Origin of the sequence: Rossellomorea pakistanensis (assembly GCF_016908495.1) — a bacterium.
GTDB classification, from domain to species: domain Bacteria; phylum Bacillota; class Bacilli; order Bacillales; family Bacillaceae_B; genus Rossellomorea; species Rossellomorea pakistanensis.
Genome location: NZ_JAFBDZ010000001.1, coordinates 553,581 through 576,101, shown reverse-complemented (window position 1 = coordinate 576,101; position 22,521 = coordinate 553,581). Strand labels below are relative to the sequence as shown.

The following is a 22,521-nucleotide window of genomic DNA, read 5'->3' as shown; positions in this document are numbered from 1 at the left end:
TTACTTAAGTTTAACAAAAGATTTATTTTTCATCACTTTTTTCAATATTTTCTTCATTAATAATCTTAGAGTAAAAATAATTACTCTATAAGTTAACAATTTATTGCTTTTTAGAGTAATATGTATTACTTTATAAAGTAAGAAGGGTGTGATGATATGAATGAGCATTTGAAATTAAATGTAGCTCTATTAAAAAAACGTGTACCAAACTTAACTGCTGCTTCTAAAGCAGTGGGATTAAGACCAGCAACAGTTTCTAATTTATGTACAGGAAAAATTCCTGTAGGAAGAGCAGAAGTAAAGACAATTGTTGCCCTAGCTTCACTATCAGGTTGTACGCTTGATGAACTTATTATCCGAGGGAGTGGAATGGAGATGATCGAGACTGGTATTAAGGCTTTAGATTTATTTGCTCCGTTAGTTCAAGGGGGAAATGTCGGTTTTGTTGCGAGAGTTCAAATGGGCCAATTAGTTTTATTAGCAGAATTAACACACCGTCTTAAGAATCAAGATTATTCCATCATGATGTTAGAACCTAGAGTAGAAACACCAGACCTTGAAGAAACGAAAAAAATGAGTGATTTTGTTACTTCGTCAATTGATGCTGTACTACAAAAAATAAAAGAGGTTGAAATTCGAGAAAAAGTCATTCTTATTGCAGACCGCTCAACAATCGAAACAGGAGAATATTTTACATTAAGAGACAAGATTGACAATGCAGGATTTCCATCCATTACAACTCTTTTATACGATTCAAGCGGAGATTCTGTTGATGAAGACAATCCATATGGTCCTCTCGAGACGCTATGGCCGTTTGATATTGAATTATCATCCAGACACTTGTATCCTGCTATAAACTCTGTCCTTTCTACCTCTACCTTAATTGAAGACGCACTATTAAATAACCAACACATGAATGTTCAACGAAATGCGCGAAAGTTATTACGACGATATAAAGAAGTTAGAGTATTAAGTAATTCAATTGGGGTAGAGAACCTTTCAGAGAGAGATCTTGCAATATACAATCGAGGCATAAGGCTTGAAGCTTTTTTAACACAACCATTTTATGTAGCTGAATCATTTACAAAGATAAAAGGTGAGTATGTAAGCCTTGACGAAACAATTCACGGGGTTCAACGGATATTAGATGGTGCTTTAGATCAAGTAGAACCTATGGAATTAACGTATATCGGTAAATTGAAAAAGAAATAAAAAATAGAAAAATAGGCTGTCCATAATGGATAGGAAACAAAATGTACCCTTTATGGTTCCTGATTTCATGGATGGGGACAGCCTTTATTTAACTAATCCGAAAGTTGATCTACTGATGATTCATATTGGAGAAGGTTTGAAAGCTTATTTGATTCACTTTACTACACCTGCTTGGTTAATCTTTACATTCACTTTTACATCAATCGAAGAATCCGGGTAGAGTACATCCCATTTTTGGGGATCCCAGTATCTCGCTTGATATTTGACTTGGTTTCCAATTCCGAGAGGATCTATTTGTTGGTTTTGAAAATTATTTATCATTTTATTTGCTCTATTACGAATAATCTTTTCCATTTTCTTTTCAATTTTACTAGTCACTTGCTTTGTAATACGACCGTTAGAATATTCTCTAATAACGGCATTTATATCTAAATTAATTTTAATATCAGGATTTTGCATTGGTGTCTTTATTTTATAGCTTCGTTTCGTAGCGATACTATGAACAGAAGCACGTGCACTATCCTCCTCTAGTTCAATGGATAAAGAAACATCTTTAGTTGATCTTTCTAATAACATTTTAAATATAGAGCAATCTTCTTCAGGAATAAGGTCAATATATTTGTCCTCTTTAAAGACTGCTATGCCTTCGATGTTTGCTACTTTGCCTTCTAATTTTATAAAGGGTAAAAAAGGATCTATTCCATCCGAATACAATGATTTTGTAAATTGGTGTAAGTTGGTTTTTGGCAGCATCCCACTTTCGACGTTATGTTCAATCATTTTTGACAAAAACATTCCATTATCAATAGTCCCATATTGAATATTTAATTGCTTTTTAAGCTCACCTTCTGCTATGACTAGATATAACCTTGATCCGATATGAGGATCTCGTTCAAAAATATCAATAATATTTCTTAAGCCTTCTTTAGCTAATTCTGTACTATACAATGTAACTTCCAATTTCCCGCTAACAAATGGTTTTGAAGATTGTCTAGTTAATTTATCGCTTATATCTTTAGTTAGTTTTGAGGTGGCTGAAAAAGTTTTATTGGTTACAGAAGAATCTGGTTGATACTGTGGAACAACTGCAGTCGCTTCAATTAAATCGTCACTTATAAGGTCGTAACCGACAGCAGTAGTTAATTCAACATCATCTAAAATTTGTTGGTCAATGCAGCCTGATAATAAAAAATTAATAACAAGCAAGGGACACATTAGGAAAGAGGTTTTCTTCATGAACTTCGCCCCTTTATTTTTGAAATAATTAAATAAAGAATAAACAACAATGGAATGTATATAAACGATATGACAAATCCAAAATTAGAAATCCAAGCGTTTAAGGTTTCCATTCGTTCTCGCCCCTTTAGGAAAAAAGATAAGCATAATACAAAAAATAAGAGAAATATCAAAACTTTACGCTGATTAATGTTAAATATTAGTTTAATGCCCCTAGAAGATGCCCAAAAGAATAGACAGACATTAGGCAAAAGCATTAATACCCAAGAAGTAATCCCAATATATTCAAATCTTTCAACGAATGGCATCTCAACTATTTTCCATAAAGTCAAGGTTGGCCATACCTGATTTACTACTTGGTTCTCACTAAAATATCCGATCGAAATGATCATGATAAATAGATAAATTAAGGTCGTTAGCCCTACACCTATATGTGCCCATTTTTGAGATTTTTCCCCTGCTTTAATATAAGGATAATACAAAAGTATGGTAGAAAATCCCAAATAACTTAAAGTCATCTTAAAACCACCGATCCCGATTTCCTTAATATCATGATTCCAGATTGGTAATAATGATTGAAAATTGGAATATTCGACAGGAAAGAAGAAGGTAAGAAATAAGTAAAAAGGGATGAGAACGCCGAAAAAACAAATTCCTGTAACAATACGAAATCCTCCGGTGATTGTATAAAATACCATTAAAAGGAATGAAAATACAAACCAGAATGGACTTATCTTAGGGAACATCCATACTTGAACTACTTCAAAGTAAGAATATAAGACAATAACCCCGACAGCTAAGAAGTAAATTGTCCAAATTAAGCTTATTAAGCTCCCAAACCATTTTCCGAATAGATACTTATGAAGATGAATTAAGTCCATTTTAGAACGATTACATATCTGAAATATTATCCAAACAATAATGTGTACAGCGGTCCCTGCAAGAATAACTGCAATCCAGCTATCATTTCCTGCAACTTTCATGAGAGACGCTTGATATCCAAATATCCCAACACCAATTTGAATAGAATTGACAAGAAATAATACATGAAATGGGGTGATTTGAAATCTTTCATTGACAATCTTTTGCAATGTCATTCTCCTAGGTTTATAGTTCGTCTATATCTTTTAGCTTCTCAGTACGTTTAGGGTTAAAACGAATTTTTTCTTGTGATCGAACTTCTAAAGGTCTTTTTGCTTGAAATTTAAAAGGCAACCGAATAAAAGCATCGGTAAAATCACTAATCCTTAGTGGGAAAAGTGGTTCAAGAAATGGCCTTCCTAATGAAGTTAGCCGTAACAAATGGATTAGTATGAAACAAAAACAGATAGCTACCCCTAGCAGTCCCCAAATATGTGCCATTAATAAAATAGGGAATCTAAGTAATCGAATAGTGTTACCCATTTGGTAAACAGGGGTTGTAAAGGATGCAAGTGCTGCAAGTGCTACAATGATAAGAAGCACGTTACTAGTAAGACCTGCCTCAACAGATGCTGTTCCTATGACAATACCACCCACGATCCCGATTGTTTGTCCCACTTTCGTAGGAAGTCTTGCTCCTGCCTCCCGTAATAATTCGATAGCTAATTCTAGTATGATTGCTTCTAATATTGGTGGGAGAGGTATCGTTCTTCTTGACGTGACCAATGTACTTACAAGGTCTTGTGGAATTAAGACATAATGATAGGTTAAGACAGCAACATACAATGGAGTTACTAAAATAGAGAACAATACTGCAAATAAACGAACTAATCGAAAAAAAGATGCGATAATCCAATTAAGAAAGTAATCTTCAAATGCTGAAAAAAACTCTATAAAAGTTGTTGGGCCAATCAGTCCATGTGGAGCTCCATTCACCAGGATTGCAACTTTTCCTTCAGATAAAACGGCTGCAATTCGATCGGGTCTTTCAGTATCAATAAATTGGGGAAATGGTGAATTGTTGTTATCTTGAATTAATTGAGTGATATAGGAGCTATCATTAATTTGATCAATATGGATATCTGAAATTCTCTGAATCAAGGTATTCACATTCTCTTGGTCCGAAATACCTTCAATACTTAAAATAGCAATCCTTGTTTTGGATAAATCTCCAACGACTAATTCCTTTACTTGTAATTCGGAAATCGGAAGCCTTCTTCTAATTAATTGAAGGTTAGTATCTAAATCTTCTACAAAAGCTTCTTTAGGTCCTACAACACTAAACTCAACTTCTGGAATAGAAATTTGCCTTCCTTTGTTTTGATGCGCTGGAATAATAGCAAATTTTGTTTTAATATGGTCGAGTTGAACTATGACAGAACCTTGTAAAAGCTGTTGTTTAACAATTTGTAAATCCTCCGTTATCTTTATGTTATCTAAAGGAATTTCGACCTTTATATCTTCAAGTGAGTCTAGTTCCTCTCTATTCAAATAGGGAAGTATGTCTTGATGCAAGACATCTTTTTTTACTAAAGTTGCTAGATAAAATACTCGATAAGGCTTAGGAGACTGTGGTTCGAAATATTCAATAAAATCATCAGATTGTCTCATAATAGAAATGAACTCTTCAAATAACTTATTTTCACGAAGTGTTTTATGTTTTCTTGGAATTAATTTCTTCAATTAAAATCACCTTCTTTAAACAACAGTCTATAAGTAGTTGAATAATCCTTAATATGTGCTTTTGAAAGAAAAAAATACCAACAAAGTAAGATTGGACAACGCAGAGGAAAATAACAATTTAAATGGTTATAAAATTGTTATGAAATAAGTTATATATAGAATAAAGATCCGATTGTATAAACTAGAATCAAGAAGACGGTGGAATGGAATTTATAGCTATTACTAGCTAGCTTGAGTTTTTATTTAGTAGCGACCGTTTATTAGAGGAAGGAATATCTGTTAATAAAGGGGAGAATCACTTATATGAGTAAATGAAAAAAGACGCCATCCGGGCGTCTTTTTTTGAAATAGATTGAGGCGATCAGACTGTACTCCACATTTGTACATGCCAGTATGGCGTGTCTGTCGACTTACACAATTCAGCTCATCGCTCAATAAATATAACATGGACTAATAGAAAAAGGCAAGTTTTATTATGTTTTATCTAGTATTTATGTTAGTGATTAGAACTTTCGATGTGAACCTATTCAAGTAATAGCATATTTGATTTGCATTTGATAGAAGGATCCTACACAATTGTAGTAAAGTTATTAAAGGGAGGTTATTCAATGAAATTAAAAGGAAAAAAGATCATTCAACTCGCGAGCACAGATTTTGAAGATCTTGAATTATGGTACCCTGTGTTAAGACTGCGGGAAGAAGGGGCCATTGTACATATTGTTGCGGAAAAAAAAGGAGAGAAATATATTGGTAAATACGGCGTTCCTGTTGAATCAGATCTCACCTTTGAGGAAGTAAATCCTGATAATTATGATGCTCTTCTAGTACCTGGTGGTTGGTCTCCTGATAAGCTTAGACGTTATGAGAGTATTTTATCTATGGTCCGTTCATTTAATGAAGGTAATAAACCAATTGGGCAAATATGTCATGCAGGCTGGGTACTTATTTCCGCAAAAATACTTAATGGAAAAACTGTAACAAGTACTCCTGGAATTAAAGATGATATGGAAAATGCGGGTGCAATCTGGGTGAATGAGCCTGTCGTAGTGGATGGGAATCTCGTTTCTAGTCGACGTCCGCCTGATCTGCCCGACTATATGAGAGAATTTATTAGAGTTATGACAGAAAAGTAGTAATTGAATAGCACTATCACCGTTTTGATAGGTATAAGAAATAGTTACTGATACCTTGCAGAATATATTGTGGTCAGCAGTACAACGTTTTAAGAACATATAAAAGAATAAACATACTGATTGTATGAGAATTATGTAAGGTGCCCCTTCCGTCCGTACATTGGTTAAGTGTCCCGCAACAAGCGAAGTGTCCGGAAGAGGCATTACTATTATACATCATATTAGAAATTTATATGATAAAAATATTTTCCATTTATTTTATCTTCCTAATAAAAGGCTTCCTTCTTTTCTTCTCTCCATAAATGCTGTATGATTAAGACGAATTTTATATCATAAGGAGATGAATGGAAATGGCTAAAAAAGGTTACATATTGATGCAAAATGGAGAAAAAATCGAGTTTGATTTATTCCCAAATGAAGCACCTGGTACAGTTGAAAACTTCGAGAAATTAGCAAATGAAGGATTTTATAATGGTCTTACCTTCCACCGTGTCATCCCTGGATTTGTAAGTCAAGGTGGAGATCCTAGCGGTAATGGCACAGGTGGTCCAGGCTATACGATTAAATGTGAAACAGAAGGAAATCCTCACAAGCATGAAGCAGGATCCTTGTCTATGGCACATGCTGGTAAAGATACAGGTGGAAGTCAATTTTTCATTGTCCATGAACCTCAACCACACTTAAATGGTGTACATACTGTTTTTGGTAAAGTGACTTCAGGGCTTGAAACAGCAAAAGCGATGAAAAACGGAGATGTAATGGAGAAAGTTGAAGTTTTTGAAGCATAAGTAATAAAAAAGAGCCAATGGCTCTTTTTTATTTTTGAACTTATATCTAATTTTGTTTTTTACGATCATTTTTTCGTTCAATGAAAGTTTGTTTAATTGATTGATGAGTTGTAATGGCTGCTCCTGCAGCAATAAATCCGTTTGCAATTCCATTAAATTCAAAACCTAATTTCCATCCACTTGCCAACACTCCAAATACAATAAGAACCCAGATGATTAACCAGTCCTGAACATGAGGTGTTCTTTTTAATGCATATCCTAAAACCATTAGAGCTGGAACAAGAATAGCAATTTGTGGATCTATTTTCACTTGATTTAAATAGGTCTCGATCATATTTATCCCCCCCTTAATCATTTTTATGATGGTAGAAGGGAGACAAGACTTCATTTCGGAAATAATTATCAGAAAAGTGATAAACAATTTCCAAAACTAATAAAATTGTTAGAAATAACTTACAAAGAGTTTCATTTCCAGCCCTCATCATTGTTTCGAAAGAGGATCATGTAGTTCCCCCATACGATTATTGATACCCCTAAATCTAAAGATAAGAATTAGATAACTATAAATGATCGTTATCATGTTGATTATGATCAAAAAATTATTATTGATAGGAATCTGGAGTTTTTCCAATAGTATAAGTGAAGTGGTTAAGGAGCTGTTCCAGAATCAAGGTGTTTGGAACTACAACGTTAATATATAGGAGAAACCCTCAAGACATCTTCTATATATTAACGTTCATAGTAGTTTTGGACCTCAAATGGGACAGCTCTATTTTTACAAAATAAATAAAAGGACTATTTATCCATATGGCTAATTATATTTGTATGAGTAAATCATACTAAGAATAAAGGAGGGAAGGTTATGTTCGAACATAGTCAAAATATCCCGTTAGATAATGTGGAAAAAGCGAAGAGTTTTCCAAATGACGTAGACGAAGAGAAATACGAGCTGAGTGAAGAGTTTCTTTTTGACTATTCCATGCACATTCCGTTAGACGGTATTACTAAAACAAAGTAAAAACTAAAAGGAGGGTCCATCAGGATCCTCCCTTAAAATTATTAGACCGTAATTTCAGATTTAACAAATTGTCTTGCTTTTACTTTTGCTTCTTCAATCGCTTTTTGTTTAATTTCCTCAGCTTGATCAGGTACTGCAGCCATTCCTTCGATAATTACAGAATCGTAGTCAGTAATACCTAGGAAGGACATGACTGTTCGGAGGTAACGGTCGCCAAATTCCATTTCTTTTGCGGGACCTTCGGAGTAGAAGCCACCTCTTGCTTGAATGTGGATGACCTTTTTGTTTGGTAATAAGCCTACAGGACCATGCTCTGTATATTTGAACGTTTTACCAGCGATGGCGATGTTATCAATAAATGCTTTCACTCTAGGAGGGAAGCTGAAATTCCATAATGGAGTGACAAAAACATATTTATCAGCATCAATAAATTGATCGGTAAGTTCATTAATACGACTCACTTTTGCTTTCTCATCATCACTTAAGTCTTCAAAATCTTTTCCTTTTTGAAGTTTCCCCCAACCATTAAAGACGTCTGTGTCAATGTAGGGAATATCTGTCTTATATAAATCGAGATGAATAATCTCATCCTCTGGACTTTCTTGTTGGTATGCTTTTAAGAATTCTTCCCCAACAGCTAAACTATATGATTCATTCGCTGTTTTAGGATTTGCTGTAATGTATAAAACTTTTGCCATAATAAACAATCCTCTCTTATAAATTTTTCAATAATAGTATCTCCAATAGATCTAGTGAATATTATCCTGATTTTCAATATCTCACATTCAAGATACTATAGATTATAATAATTTACATATAATTAGAATGCAAATAATATGTTTTTTAAGGTCAAATGGTTTATTATTTTCGAAAAAAATTAAAGAAAACGTAAAAATCGGGTTGGAGGTTTATAGGTGGTGGTTTTTATAAAGGGAACGTCCAAAATAGGTCCAGAACCACTATGATGTCCTTCTCTAAAAGATGCCATGAGGCATTCTTCTATTTTTTCGTTGTGGTTCCTGACACTTTGATTTTTGGACAGTTCCTTTTATTCAAGTTCGAAATTATTTATTCCCAATTAAATTTAGAAACATAGACTTAAATAGCCTAGGGGTGTTCTTGACATTTTCCAGTGAGTTCTTTATTATTTCTGATTTATAATTAATATCATCTTGGATTTTTGCCTGATTAGCTTGCATTATTTTAGTTTGAGTAGCTACCATATCTATATTCGATTGCATTTTTGCGACTCGATCATTCATGATATTTATAATAGGGCGGACCTTTTTTAAAGTGATGATTAAAGAGACGACCAGATAGATGATTCCGACCACCAATAAAGTAATACTTACATAAATAATCCACATTTTATCAAGCTCCTTTTCACTCTTTCTGATTTATACCCGTAATCCATTTAAATTAACAATAGTATTTACGTTAAAGGAAGAAAATTGTAAGCTTAATACAAAATATTTAATGGGGAGTGGAAGTATGATTAAGGCGATTATGTTTGATTTAGACGATACATTGTTGTGGGATAATAGAAGTATAAATGAAGCTTTTGCGGCAACTTGTACATATGCGAATAAAGTAAGTGGTGTTGATGCTGTGTCATTAGAAGAAGCGGTAAAAAATGAGGCAAAGGAGTTATATGCTTCATATGAAACCTACGAATTCACGAAATTAATTGGGATCAATCCGTTTGAGGGGTTATGGGGGGAGTTCTTAGATGAACATGACGAATTTCCGAAACTAAAAGAGATTGTTCCTAGTTACCGCAAATCTGCTTGGAATAATGGGTTAATGAAACTCAAAGTAGATGATGAAGAGCTTGCAGCTGAATTAGCAAATCTCTTCATAAATGAACGTCGAAGTAAACCATATATTTTCGATGAAACCTTTAAAACCCTTGACGAGCTGAAAGATCGATATCAATTATTATTATTGACCAATGGTTCTCCACATTTACAAAATAGTAAGCTGACGCTCACACCACAACTCATTCCTTATTTCGATGAAATTATTATTTCTGGTGACTTTGGAAAAGGAAAGCCTGACGATGGAATCTTTAAATATGCACTATCTAAACTAAACGTGAATGAAAATGAAGCCATAATGGTTGGCGATAACCTTATGACAGATATTTTAGGGGCTAATAGGTCGGGGATTAAATCTGTATGGATTAATCGGAATAACCAGAAATATGACCAAGTCATTCCTAATTATGAAATTCATTCATTAGATGAACTTCATAGAATTATAGAAATAGTTAACTAAGTTATTTTATATAGTACTTTATTTTTCAATGAACAATAAAAGCTTCATAAAAAAATCTATAGTTAACGTAAGCGGTTTCATTGTTAGCAACTGTAATATCATAAGCAATTCTATGAAATTTATTTGCGAACAATTCAAAAATTTTCGTTGACATCTTGAATGGTCTGATGTAAATTATGGGAAAGTTTAGATTTATAAAACTAAATAGTTTCTTATCAAGAGAGGTTGAGGGACTGGCCCTGTGACACCTCAGCAACCAGCCACAGTAATAGGTATGGTGCTAATTCCAGCAAGTTGGTTTCAACTTGAACGATAAGAGGGAGAACGAACGTATAGAGCCTTCTTATAAAGAATGGCTCTTTTTTGTTTTCTTTCCCCTTTTCGTTAACTCATTTGAAAAGGAGAGAAGTTTTTTGAAGAAACGAATTGAAACATTACTAGTCCAGGCGGGAAATCGCTGCGATGAATCTACTGGAGCAATCAGCCCACCATTACATTTATCAACTGCCTATCAACATAAGGGGATTGGTCAATCAACAGGCTATGATTACTCTAGAACTGCCAACCCAACTAGAGATATATTGGAAAATACTCTTTCTCAACTTGAAGAAGGAAATCGTGCTTTCGCTTTTAGTTCAGGGATGGCTGCTATTCAAAGTGTTTTAGCTTTATTTTCTAGCGGTGATGAACTTATTGTTTCTGAGGATCTCTATGGGGGCAGCTATAGACTGTTTGTGCAATATGAAGAGCAATTTGGTTTGAGATTTCACTTTGTTAATACTAACGATTCTAATTCCATTCGAGAGAAAATTGGTCCTAATACAAGAGCAATCTTTCTAGAAACACCAACAAATCCTTTAATGAACGAAGCTTCTATTTTAGTAGTTGCAGAGATAGCTAGAAATAATGATCTACTACTTATAGTTGATAATACTTTTTATACACCAATTCTCCAAAAGCCCTTAACAGAAGGAGCAGATATTGTCGTTCACAGTGCGACTAAATATCTTGCGGGACATAATGATGTATTAGCAGGAGCAGTGATTGTTAATTCGAATGAATTAGCCGATAAAATTACTTTTATTCAAAATTCAAGCGGAGCTGTATTGTCTCCTTTTGATTGTTGGCTTCTATTGAGAGGACTTAAAACACTTAATATACGTATTCGCGAACATGAACGAAATGCGCGTAAAATTGCAAGCTATTTAACCAATCATTCTTGTGTTAAGAACGTTTTATATCCAGGAAAAGGTGGAATGCTTTCGTTTAGATTAGTGAATGAAGAATGGATTGATCCATTCCTGCAATCCTTGAAAGTTATTACTTTTGCTGAAAGTCTTGGCGGGGTTGAGAGCTTTATTACTTATCCGGCAACGCAAACACATGCAGATATTCCAGAAGATAAAAGGTTGAAGCTAGGTATCTGTAATGGTCTATTAAGGTTCTCAGTGGGGATTGAACATATAGATGATCTAATTGGAGATTTAGAAAATGTATTTTCTAAGTTGATAGAGGGGGTACTCATCCATGAAGAATAGAAGGTCACTCCAAACTTCTCTTATTCATTCGAATAGTCTTGATCAAGCTACTGGTGCCGTCAGTATTCCGATTCATCATGCTACCACATTTCATCAACAGGATTTTGATCAATATGGTGATTATGATTACAGTCGTTCTGGTAATCCAACAAGAGAGGCTTTAGAGAAAACGATCGCTGAATTAGAGGGTGGGGACAGGGGATTTGCTTTTTCTTCTGGAATGGCTGCTATTTCTACCTGCTTTTTACTTCTTTCTAGAGGGGACCATGTTCTCGTTTCAGAAGAAGTTTATGGTGGAACCTATCGTATGATTACCGAGGTTTTAAGCCGGTTTGGCATTGAATATTCGTTTATTGATATGAACAATTTACATGAAGTAGCATCATCAATCCGAGAAAATACTAAGGTAATTTACATGGAAACTCCCTCAAACCCTCTACTTAAAATCACTGATATTGAAGGAGTTGTAAAATTGGCAAAAGCCAATGGGTGTTTAACATTTCTGGACAATACCTTTATGACACCGTTATTACAGAGACCAATAAGCCTTGGGGTGGATGTTGTTTTACACAGTGCAACCAAGTTTCTAGCCGGGCATAGCGATGTTTTAGCAGGGTTAGCGGTTACAAAAAATAAAGAAGTATCAGAGAGATTGTCTTTTCTCCAAAACTCTTTTGGAGCGGTATTGGGTGTCCAAGATTGCTGGCTGTTATTAAGAGGACTCAAAACGTTGCATGTACGTATAAAGGAATCCTCAGAAGCAGCCTTGAAGATTGCACGATTCTTAGACAGCAGAGATGAGGTTGAAGACGTTTATTATCCTGGACTATCTCATCATGCTGGGTATGAAATTCAAGTACGACAAGCATTGGGGCCAGGAGCAGTTTTATCCTTTCGGTTAAGAAGTGAAAACGAGGTTCGGCAGTTTGTCAAGAATGTTCATATACCAGTATTCGCCGTTAGTCTTGGTGCAGTAGAGTCCATTCTTTCATACCCAGCAAAAATGTCCCATGCTTCCATGCCGAGAGCTGAGCGAGAAAGACGTGGGATTACAGATGGATTACTCCGTTTATCAGTAGGAATAGAAAACGTAGATGAACTGATAACAGATTTAAAACATGGATTAAATTTCATAAAAGAAAATGTAATTACTACGTAAAGGAGGTTTGGATACATGAAAAAATCATTAATAGAAGCACTCAAAGATCAAATATTAATCGCTGATGGGGCAATCGGAACTTTACTCTATTCTTATGGAGTAGATCGCTGTTTTGAAGAGCTAAACCTGTCTCATCCTGATGAAGTAATAAAAGTCCATAAAGAGTATATTGCAGCTGGGGCTGATATTATTCAAACAAATACCTATGGTGCAAATTATGAAAAGCTATCCCGTTATGGTCTAGAAGACTCTGTAAAAGAAATTAATACAAAGGCTGTACGGTTGGCAAAGGATGCTGCACAAGGTGATGCTTATGTTCTCGGAACCACTGGTGGTATTCGTGCCATTAAGCAAAATATATCGATTGAAGAGATAAAAAGAAGCTTCAGAGAACAATTATATTGTCTACTATTAGAAGGTGTAGATGGGATTTTATTAGAAACCTATTATGATTTACAAGAGCTTAAAACGGTTTTGGCCATTGCCAAACGTGAAACCAATATTCCTGTTATTGCCCAGGTATCTTTACATGAACCTGGTGTGCTCCAAAATGGAATTAAATTAAAGGATGCTTTAAAACAACTAGAAATTCTTGGGGCTGATGTAGTAGGACTAAACTGTCGGATGGGGCCATTTCATATGCTCTCCTCATTAGAAGAAGTACCTTTACCTAACACTTCATTCCTTTCTGTGTATCCTAATGCTAGTTTACCGAATTATGAAGAAGGCAGGTTCTATTATTCTGCTGAACCAGATTACTTTGGTGATATTGCTAAAGAACTTCGCTTACAAGGTGCGCGAATTATCGGTGGGTGTTGTGGAACAACACCTGAACATATTCGTTCTATGGCAAGGAAGATAAAAGGACTAAAGCCAATAAAAGAAAAGCATGTAAAAATAAAAAAAGAAATCGAGCTTACTTCTTCACCTACAAACAAGAAGCTTTTACATCATCAAGTGAAGGAAAGAAAAACGGTCATCGTGGAGCTGGATCCTCCTAAGCATTTGGACACGGATCTGTTTTTTGAAGGGGCAAAAGCATTAAAAGATGTAGGTATTGACGCTTTAACCTTGGCCGATAATCCGTTAGCATCCCCGAGAATAAGTAATAATGCTATTGGAAGCCTAGTACAATCAAAGTTTGACCTGACTCCATTAGTTCATATTACATGCCGTGATCGGAACCTCATCGGACTTCAGTCACATTTGATGGGATTACACACATTAGGACTTCATAATATCTTAGCTATTACCGGAGATCCTGCTAAAATAGGGGATTTCCCAGGGGCGGCTTCTGTTTACGATTTATCATCCCTTGAGCTTATTCAGTTAATTAAACAAAACAATGAAGGGATTTCGTTTTCAGGAAAATCCTTACGTGAAAAGACCCAATTTTCCGTTGGAGCAGCTTTTAACCCAAACTTTCGCCATCTCGATGCGTCTGTCAAACGTTTAGAGAAAAAAATAAATGCGGGAGCAGATTACTTTATTTCCCAGCCGATATTCGGAATCGAGGAATTGTATGAAATCCATGAAGCCACTAAACATCTTTCCGTGCCAATTTTCATTGGAATTATGCCATTAATGAGTTCGAAAAATGCAGAATTTCTACATCATGAGGTACCTGGAATAAATGTTCCAGTAAATACAAGAAAGCGAATGGCTGAAGCCGGGGCGGATCCAAAAAAAGCAAGGGAAATAGGGATGAGCATTGCAAAATCATTATTAGATACTGCTATTAAGCTTTTTAACGGTATATACATTGTCACCCCTTTTGTTCGTTATGACATGAGTATTGAATTAATTCACCACCTAAACGAAAAGAACAACAGTGAGAGGAAGGTTCCTTATGGCCACCACGTTATTTGAAGAGCAATTAAAGAAAAAAATTATCGTCCTCGATGGGGCAATGGGAACAATGCTTCAACAAGCTAATTTAACCTTTGATGATTTTGGAGGAGAAGAATTCGAAGGGTGTAACGAATATTTGGTTTTGACAGCACCTGATGTCATATATAATATTCATTTAGAATATTTAAAAGCAGGAGCAGATGTGATTGAAACGAACACATTCGGTGCTACCCCCATTGTTTTAGATGAATATGACCTAGGAGAAAAAGCTTATGAAATCAATAAAGTAGCAGCTGAAATTGCTAGAAAGGCAGTTACAGAGCTTTCTAGCCCTGAATGGCCGCGTTTTGTTGCCGGAGCAATGGGACCAACGACGAAGACATTATCGGTTACCGGTGGTGTGGAATTTGATGAATTAGCGGATCATTATCGCGTTCAAGCAGAAGGATTACTTGCAGGGGGTGTGGATGTACTGCTTCTTGAAACAAGTCAAGATGCATTAAATGTTAAAGCAGCAAACCTTGGGATACGTGCAGCTTTTAAAAAAGCTGGATTTGAAATCCCTATTCTCCTTTCTGGAACCATTGAACCAATGGGGACAACACTAGCGGGTCAAAATATTGAAGCATTTTATTTATCTCTAGAGCATTTAAATCCATTAGTAGTGGGATTGAACTGTGCAACAGGACCTGAGTTTATGCGCGACCATATTCGATCGCTTTCAGATATAGCCACTGCTTATGTTAGTTGTTATCCAAATGCAGGCCTTCCTGATGAGGAAGGCAACTATAATGAAACACCAGAATCACTAAGTACAAAGATGAGTGGGTTTGTAGAAAAAGGATGGTTAAATTTAGTAGGAGGATGTTGTGGTACAACACCAGCTCACATCCGAGCGATTGCGGATATTGTTAAAGGGTTTGAACCTCGTACTCCAAAATATTCCCACCCACATGCCGTTTCAGGTATTGAACCTTTTGTATATGAAGATGCTGACAGAAGACCGATTTTAGTCGGTGAAAGGACAAATGTAATTGGATCACGTAAGTTTAAAAGGTTAATAGCAGAAGGTAAAATCGAAGAAGCCTCAGAGATAGCAAGAGCACAAGTGAAAAATGGTGCACAGGTCATTGATATTTGTCTTGCAGATCCAGATCGTGATGAAGTCGAGGATATGAATGCTTTCATTCAGCAGGTTGTAAATAAAGTAAAGGTGCCACTTGTCATTGATTCAACAGATGAAGAGGTTATTGAAAGAGCCCTGAAATTTACCCAAGGAAAAGTGATTATCAACTCTATTAATTTAGAGGATGGGGAAGAGAGATTTGAGAAAATTGTTCAATTATTGAAACAATATGGGGCAGCAGTAGTAGTAGGAACAATTGATGAACAAGGTATGGGAGTTACAGCCGACCGAAAAGTTGAAATAGCCCTTAGGTCTCATAAACTACTAACGGAAAAATATCAAATTCCATCAGAGGATATTATTTTTGATCCACTCGTATTTCCTGTTGGAACAGGTGACCAACAATATATTGGCTCTGCACAGGCAACCATTGAAGGGATCAAGAGGATAAAAAAAGAGTTACCTGAATGTCCTCATATATTAGGGATTAGTAATGTTTCGTTTGGACTTCCGCCAGTTGGAAGAGAGATTTTAAATGCAGTTTATCTCTATCACTGTACAAAAGCGGGTCTTGATTATGCCATCGTAAATACGGAAAAGCTTGAAAGGTTTGCCTCCATTCCTGCAGATGAAGTAGCTTTGGCAGAATCATTGCTATTCCATACAACCGATGAAACCTTAGCAAAGTTCACTGACTTTTACCGTGGAAAGAAAAAAGAGGTAAAAGTACCTGTGAATACAATGACACTATCTGAGCGATTAGCACATTATATCGTAGAAGGCACAAAGGAAGGGTTGATCCAAGACCTAGATACTGCATTAAAAGAATATGAGAACCCATTAGCTATTATTAACGGCCCGCTTATGGATGGAATGACAGAAGTTGGTCGACTCTTCAACGATAATCAACTAATCGTCGCAGAGGTTCTACAAAGTGCCGAGGTTATGAAGGCATCTGTAGCTTATTTAGAACCTCATATGGAGCAAACACAATCATCATCAACAAAAGGAAAAATCATTCTTGCGACTGTCAAGGGTGATGTACATGATATTGGAAAAAATCTAGTCGATATCATTTTAAGTAATAATGGTTACGATGTAATCGATTTGGGAATAAAAGTAACCCCACAACAATTAATCGAAATCATTCGTAAAGAATCACCTGATATTGTGGGGTTATCTGGATTACTTGTAAAGTCTGCACAACAGATGGTAATTACGGCTCAGGACTTAAAACAATCCGATATACATGTTCCACTTGTCGTCGGCGGAGCGGCCCTTACAAGGAAGTTTACATCAGGAAAGATTGCCCGTGAATATGAGGGGCTCGTTCTTTATGCAAAAGATGCAATGGATGGATTAAGTATAATGAACGGTATACAAGATAAGGAGACAAGACTGAAATGGGAAGAAGAAAGTAAACAAACACTTAGTGAACCAAGAGATGCAGATGTTTTATCTACGATTTCACAAGGAACCGCTTTAGCAACAAAAGTTCGTTCGTCAGTAGCAAAAGATGTCCGAGTGTTCATTCCACCTGATTTAGAAAGTCATATCATCAAGGAGTATTCAGTAGATCATATTAAACCGTATATTAATCTACAGATGCTATTAGGCCACCACCTTGGAATAAAAGGAAAGATTTCGAGATTGCTTGTCGAGGGAGATAAGAGGACGATTGGGTTAAAACAAACGATTGATGATTTATTCCAAAAAGCTAAAAAAGAGGGAATACTTCAAGCTTCTGCCCTCTATCAGTTTTTCCCTGCACAATCAGAAGGAGACGATGTTATAATTTATCATCCAAAGGATTTATCAAAGGAAATCGAACGTTTTCATTTTCCTAGACAGGCTAAAAGTCCCTATCTCTGTTTAGCAGATTACATTCGTTCAGTTGATAGCGGAGAAATGGATTATGTCGGATTTTTCGCCGTTACTGCTGGTCATAAAATTAGAGAATGGGCAAAGGAGTTAAAAGCAGAGGGAAGCTTTTTAGAAAGTCATGCTATTCAAGCTCTTGCCTTAGAAACGGCAGAAGGCTTAGCTGAAAGGGTACATGAGGTCATGAGAAGTTGGTGGGGGTTCCCAGATCCGATAGATTTCACCATGCAAGATCGCTTTAGAACAAAGTATAGAGGACAACGTTTTTCTTTCGGTTATCCAGCATGCCCTGATCTAGAAGATCAGGAAAAATTATTTAAGCTTTTACAGCCAGAGAAAATCGGAATTAAATTAACAGATGGTTTTATGATGGAACCTGAGGCTTCTGTAACCGCAATGGTTTTTGCACATCCGGAGGCAAGATATTTTAATGTGCTTTGATTTAGTATTAAATGATCAAAGTAATATTTTTTATTATTGATATCACCATGCTATTTTATAACAACATCAGATAATAGTGCTTCTATTTTATGAAATATGGAAATGAATAGATGCCTGCTCTTCGTTATTGTAGTATCAAATGACGTAAGCAGGCATTTTTTATTAAAAAAATTCAAAAAATAATAAGGTTGATATAAAAGGGTTGTAAGCGCTGTCTTTTAAAATGGTGAAAAAAACCTTATTGACACTCGTTTGTGTTCCATATAATATGCATATAACATTAAAAATTAATACTACTTATCAAGAGTGACTGAGGGAACAGGCCCTATGAAGTCCGGCAACCTCCTTTTTGGAACGGTGCTACTTCCTGCAGAATGGAATTTCATTCTGAAAGATAAGTCAAGATATGACGGTACCTCTTTCAGATGAAAGAGGTATTTTTTGTTTATTAAAGAAGAGAGGTGCATTAAATTGATAGAAATCCAACAGTTAACAAAGGAATATAAAAGCAATAGAACGAACATTCGAGCAGTTAATGACGTATCCCTATCGATAAAAAAAGGGGAGATATTTGGCATCGTTGGTTACAGTGGTGCGGGAAAAAGTTCACTGCTGCGTTGCTTGAACTTACTTGAAAAACCAACATCTGGAAAAGTGTTAGTGGACGGTGTAGAACTTACTTCGCTAAAGGCGAAGGAGCTTAGAAAGGCTAGGCAAAAAATTGGGATGATTTTTCAGCACTTCCATTTAGTCTCTTCTAAAACTGTTGCGGAAAATGTCGCTTTTTCATTAAAGGCTGCTGAAGAGGGTAAGACTAAAATCAAAAGTAGGGTAGAGGAATTACTTAAGCTTGTCGGATTACTAGATAAAAAGAATGATTACCCCTCACAGCTTAGTGGAGGACAAAAACAAAGAGTTGGAATTGCAAGAGCACTTGCGAATAATCCGACAGTACTTCTATGTGATGAAGCAACTTCTGCTCTAGACCCGAGCACAACAAAAACCATACTTCAGCTCCTTAAGGAAATAAATCAAAAACTAAATTTAACAATAGTCTTAATTACACATGAAATGGAGGTTGTAAAAGAAATCTGTGACCGAATGGCAGTAATGCAGGATGGAAGAGTAGTAGAGGAAGGTTCTGTCTACGATATCTTCTCAGCACCTAAACAACCATTAACTAAAAGATTTATAGAAACCGTTCTGAAGTTCGATATCCCTAAAAATGTATTGGAAAGAAGAGAAGGGGAAATTATAAAGATTCAATTTAGGGGTTCCATTGCCGAAGAAGCTGTTGTTTCTGACGTCTTTCAAAAGTTTAAAGTAAAAGGGAACATTCTACACGGAAAGATAGAGTATATACAGGATATTCCACTAGGGATCTTCGTTATGGAAATTACCGGAGAACCTTCTGAAATCAAAGCGGCCATTGAATTTATAAAAGTACGTACTCAAAGCTTGGAGGTGTTGAGAGGTGTTGCCTGAATCGATTATAACGGTCCTTCCTGAATTAAACAAAGCCTTTTTTGAAACATTATATATGGTTGGTATTTCATTAGGTATTGCTTTGGTTGTAGGATTACCCCTTGGAATTTTATTATTTGTTACTGATAAAGGATTGTTTTTACAAAATAAGTGGGTGAAAGAATCTGTTGCATTTGTTGTTAATATGGTTCGATCTATTCCTTTTATTATCCTGTTGGTAGCTCTGTTACCATTAACAAAACTAGTTACCGGGACAACCATTGGGCCTACAGCAGCCTCTGTCTCACTATCTGTTGCAGCGATACCGTTTTTTGCAAGATTGGTAGAAACTTCCCTTAGAGAAATAGACAAGGGTGTCGTAGAGGCTTCTATAGCAGTAGGAGCTACACCATGGATGATTATTAAAGACGTGCTGATTCCGGAAGCAAGACCTGGTATTGTTCAAGGAGTGACCATTACTACTATTAGCCTTGTTGCCTATTCAGCAATGGCCGGGATTGTTGGAGGTGGAGGAATAGGAGATCTAGCTATTCGCTTTGGATATTATCGTTATGATAATACTGTAATGATGACAACCATTATTGTACTCATTTGTCTTGTGCAGTTGATTCAATTTTCCGGAGATCAAATTTCAAAATTCGTAGATAAAAAATCTTAAAGCTTGGGAGGAAGACAGAATGAAAAATTGGATTTATCTATCATTATTAATAGTAATCATTGGACTATTAGGGGCATGTAATAATAGCAGTGCAAGCTCTGAAGATAAAAAGGAATTAGTGATTGGAGCAACTTCAGGTCCATATAGCGATATGGTGACAAAAGCGATTAAGCCGCTTATGGAAGAAAAAGGGTACACGATTGAAGTAAAAGAATTTAGTGACTATATCCAGCCAAATATCGCTTTATCACAAGGAGATTTAGATGCAAACCTGTTTCAACATAAAATCTATATGGAAACTTTTGCAAAAGAACATAACATCGATTTATCTCAGATTATTATCGTTCCAACAGCTCCAATGGGAATCTATTCAAAGAAATTCAGTTCTGTAGAAGAAATTGAAGAAGGAAGTCAAATTGCGATTCCGAATGATCCAACAAATGCTGCAAGAGCTTTTCAAATTTTAGAAGATGCGAAATTAATTACATTGAATCCTGAAGCTAATCCATTAACTGTATCTGAAAAAGATGTCCAAGAAAATAAATTAAAGCTTGAATTTAAACCAATTGAAGCCGCACAATTACCAAGAGCCGTTGAAAGTGTAGATCTCTCCGCCGTACCAGGTAACTATGCTCTGGCAGCTGGCATGGATTTATTAAAAGCTATCCAGCTGGAGGATATGCCTGACGATTATCGAAATCGAGTAGTAGTAGACACTAAGAATGTAGATTCAACATTTGCTAAAGATTTAAAAGAGGTTGTAGAATCAAAAGAATTTGAGAAGGTAATTGATGAAGAATTTAAAGGGTTTGGAAAACCAAAATGGATGAAGGAAAAGTAAAACAATTTAGAGGTTGACCATTATTTCGGTTAACCTTTAAGTTTTTTATAAATGAAAGGATGGGAGAATCTTTATGGATTATAAATTATCCGTTAGAGGAGCACCGCAATTTTATCAGTGTCGAAATGGAATCTTACAGGAATTAGAATCATTAATTATTCAACGAAAAAAGTATCGTGCTCTTGTTATTCACGGAAAAAAATCATTTGAAGCTGCTCGAGCCTATTTGCCTAAATTTAACGCTGTATTGATGGAGAAATGGGAATATAATGGTGAATGTTCCCTTGAAGAAATTAGAAAGATATCACGTTTTTATAAACAAGGTTACTTTGATATCATAATCGGTATTGGAGGGGGAAAGGTTTTAGATTTAGCAAAAGCGGTCAGTCATGAAGTCAAAGGTCCAACAGTATTAATTCCAACATTAGCTTCGACATGTGCCGCATGGACTCCTCTTAGTGTTATATATAGTAAGGAAGGAAAATTCCTTTACTATGAAGTTTATCCCCAAAGTACAGATATTGTGCTAGTAGAACCCGAGGTCATCTTGTCATCACCTGTGAAATATTTAAAAGCTGGTATTGCCGATACTTTAGCAAAATGGTATGAGGCTGATGTGATGATCCGTAACCTAAATGTTCCACCCGTCCCACTATTAGTTGCCCATCACTCTGCACGACTATGCAAAGATCTTCTACTTGAAAAAGGAATCAAAAGTTTAGAAGATATGAAAAATAGGAAGTTAACGTCAAATTTTGTTTCGGTTATTGAAACTAATATGATACTAGGTGGAATGGTAGGAGGATTTGGAGATGAATACGGACGAGTTTCCGGTGCACACGCTATTCATAATGCTTTAACAGAATTTCCTTGTACCCACCATTTGTTACATGGGGAAAAAGTAGCTTATGGCATTCTTGTTCAACTAGCAATTGAAGAACAATGGACAGAAATAGAAAGGTTACTTCCATTTTATGAAAAGCTGTCGCTGCCGAAATCATTTAAAGAAATCGGGCTTACCAATGAAATAGATATAAAACAATTAGCAACCTATGCTATGAATAATCATTCGTTAAAATTAGTAGATGAAAATATTAATGAAGATAGAGTTATAAATGCTCTAACAAACATAGAAAGTATAGTTAGAATTAAAACAAATCCTATTATTATAAAGTAATCATGAGTCTGTCCAAATAGGAGTCCGGAACCATTGTGATTGTCCAAATATAGAACATGTCCCTGTGGATTAACTTCTACATATTGAAATTATGGT

The 22,521-nt window shown here is 35.6% G+C and carries 19 protein-coding genes and 2 riboswitches; of the genes, 13 read left to right on the top strand and 6 right to left on the bottom strand.

Annotation, left to right across the window (positions count from 1 at the left end):
* Nucleotides 1-156: 156 nt before the first annotated feature.
* Nucleotides 157-1,212 (top strand): ATP synthase beta subunit C-terminal domain-containing protein, encoded by a 1,056-nt coding sequence (locus tag JOC86_RS02790; protein ID WP_205168243.1) that lies wholly within the window; start codon nt 157-159, stop codon nt 1,210-1,212.
* 153 nt (nt 1,213-1,365) lie between these two features.
* Here the strand turns inward: JOC86_RS02790 and JOC86_RS02785 are convergent, their stop codons facing one another.
* The 3 genes from JOC86_RS02785 to JOC86_RS02775 are packed head-to-tail and all read right to left on the bottom strand — an operon-like array spanning nt 1,366 to nt 4,980.
* Nucleotides 1,366-2,448 carry a Ger(x)C family spore germination protein gene (locus JOC86_RS02785; protein WP_205168242.1) on the bottom strand — a complete coding sequence of 361 codons (1,083 nt, stop codon included), beginning with the start codon at nt 2,446-2,448 and terminating at the stop codon, nt 1,366-1,368.
* On the bottom strand, nt 2,445-3,539 hold the full coding sequence (locus JOC86_RS02780) for a GerAB/ArcD/ProY family transporter (RefSeq protein ID WP_205168241.1): 1,095 nt from the start codon (nt 3,537-3,539) through the stop codon (nt 2,445-2,447). The genes JOC86_RS02785 and JOC86_RS02780 overlap by 4 nt, the downstream gene beginning before the upstream one ends.
* A 16-nt stretch (nt 3,540-3,555) precedes the next feature.
* Nucleotides 3,556-4,980, bottom strand: coding sequence for a spore germination protein (locus JOC86_RS02775; RefSeq protein ID WP_205170000.1), 1,425 nt, complete (start codon nt 4,978-4,980; stop codon nt 3,556-3,558).
* A gap of 680 nt (nt 4,981-5,660) precedes the next feature.
* Between JOC86_RS02775 and JOC86_RS02770 the strand changes: the two genes are divergently transcribed.
* Entirely contained in the window at nt 5,661-6,185 is a 525-nt protein-coding gene (locus JOC86_RS02770; protein WP_205168240.1) for a type 1 glutamine amidotransferase domain-containing protein, read from the top strand.
* Nucleotides 6,186-6,535: 350 nt separating this feature from the next.
* Nucleotides 6,536-6,973: a peptidylprolyl isomerase gene (locus JOC86_RS02765; RefSeq protein WP_205168239.1), complete on the top strand. Its 438-nt coding sequence runs from the start codon at nt 6,536-6,538 to the stop codon at nt 6,971-6,973.
* Between the two features lie 46 nt (nt 6,974-7,019).
* On the opposite strand, the gene JOC86_RS02760 is transcribed toward JOC86_RS02765, so the two are convergent.
* Complete coding sequence (locus tag JOC86_RS02760; protein WP_239587358.1) at nt 7,020-7,307, bottom strand: phage holin family protein; 288 nt, start codon at nt 7,305-7,307, stop codon at nt 7,020-7,022.
* A gap of 528 nt (nt 7,308-7,835) precedes the next feature.
* Here JOC86_RS02760 and JOC86_RS02755 point away from each other — a divergent pair.
* Complete coding sequence (locus JOC86_RS02755) at nt 7,836-7,991, top strand: hypothetical protein (RefSeq protein ID WP_205168237.1); 156 nt, start codon at nt 7,836-7,838, stop codon at nt 7,989-7,991.
* 41 nt (nt 7,992-8,032) lie between these two features.
* On the opposite strand, the gene JOC86_RS02750 is transcribed toward JOC86_RS02755, so the two are convergent.
* Both JOC86_RS02750 and JOC86_RS02745 read right to left on the bottom strand, forming a co-directional pair.
* Nucleotides 8,033-8,689, bottom strand: coding sequence for an FMN-dependent NADH-azoreductase (locus JOC86_RS02750; RefSeq protein WP_205168236.1), 657 nt, complete (start codon nt 8,687-8,689; stop codon nt 8,033-8,035).
* Nucleotides 8,690-9,055: 366 nt separating this feature from the next.
* Nucleotides 9,056-9,358, bottom strand: coding sequence for a DUF948 domain-containing protein (locus JOC86_RS02745; protein ID WP_205168235.1), 303 nt, complete (start codon nt 9,356-9,358; stop codon nt 9,056-9,058).
* A 124-nt stretch (nt 9,359-9,482) separates the two neighbouring features.
* On the opposite strand from JOC86_RS02745, the gene JOC86_RS02740 reads away from it, so the two are divergent.
* From JOC86_RS02740 to JOC86_RS02700, 9 genes are all read left to right on the top strand, one after another.
* Nucleotides 9,483-10,268: an HAD family hydrolase gene (locus tag JOC86_RS02740; protein ID WP_205168234.1), complete on the top strand. Its 786-nt coding sequence runs from the start codon at nt 9,483-9,485 to the stop codon at nt 10,266-10,268.
* Between the two features lie 209 nt (nt 10,269-10,477).
* Nucleotides 10,478-10,587: riboswitch (SAM riboswitch) on the top strand.
* Nucleotides 10,588-10,681: 94 nt separating this feature from the next.
* On the top strand, nt 10,682-11,806 hold the full coding sequence (locus JOC86_RS02735) for a methionine biosynthesis PLP-dependent protein (RefSeq protein ID WP_205168233.1): 1,125 nt from the start codon (nt 10,682-10,684) through the stop codon (nt 11,804-11,806).
* Nucleotides 11,796-12,965: a cystathionine beta-lyase gene (gene metC / locus JOC86_RS02730; RefSeq protein ID WP_205168232.1), complete on the top strand. Its 1,170-nt coding sequence runs from the start codon at nt 11,796-11,798 to the stop codon at nt 12,963-12,965. Before JOC86_RS02735 ends, metC begins: the two co-directional genes overlap by 11 nt.
* Nucleotides 12,966-12,980: 15 nt before the next feature.
* A complete protein-coding gene (locus tag JOC86_RS02725) occupies nt 12,981-14,834 on the top strand; it encodes a bifunctional homocysteine S-methyltransferase/methylenetetrahydrofolate reductase (protein WP_205168231.1) in 1,854 nt (617 codons plus the stop codon).
* Complete coding sequence (gene metH / locus JOC86_RS02720) at nt 14,815-18,264, top strand: methionine synthase (protein ID WP_205168230.1); 3,450 nt, start codon at nt 14,815-14,817, stop codon at nt 18,262-18,264. The genes JOC86_RS02725 and metH overlap by 20 nt, the downstream gene beginning before the upstream one ends.
* Before the next feature lie 294 nt (nt 18,265-18,558).
* A riboswitch (SAM riboswitch) is annotated at nt 18,559-18,665 on the top strand.
* A gap of 70 nt (nt 18,666-18,735) precedes the next feature.
* Nucleotides 18,736-19,749 (top strand): methionine ABC transporter ATP-binding protein, encoded by a 1,014-nt coding sequence (locus JOC86_RS02715; RefSeq protein ID WP_205169998.1) that lies wholly within the window; start codon nt 18,736-18,738, stop codon nt 19,747-19,749.
* Nucleotides 19,739-20,407, top strand: coding sequence for a methionine ABC transporter permease MetI (locus JOC86_RS02710; protein WP_205168229.1), 669 nt, complete (start codon nt 19,739-19,741; stop codon nt 20,405-20,407). Before JOC86_RS02715 ends, JOC86_RS02710 begins: the two co-directional genes overlap by 11 nt.
* Nucleotides 20,408-20,426: 19 nt before the next feature.
* Complete coding sequence (locus JOC86_RS02705; RefSeq protein WP_205168228.1) at nt 20,427-21,248, top strand: MetQ/NlpA family ABC transporter substrate-binding protein; 822 nt, start codon at nt 20,427-20,429, stop codon at nt 21,246-21,248.
* A 73-nt stretch (nt 21,249-21,321) separates the two neighbouring features.
* Entirely contained in the window at nt 21,322-22,425 is a 1,104-nt protein-coding gene (locus tag JOC86_RS02700) for an iron-containing alcohol dehydrogenase family protein (RefSeq protein ID WP_205168227.1), read from the top strand.
* Nucleotides 22,426-22,521 lie beyond the last annotated feature (96 nt).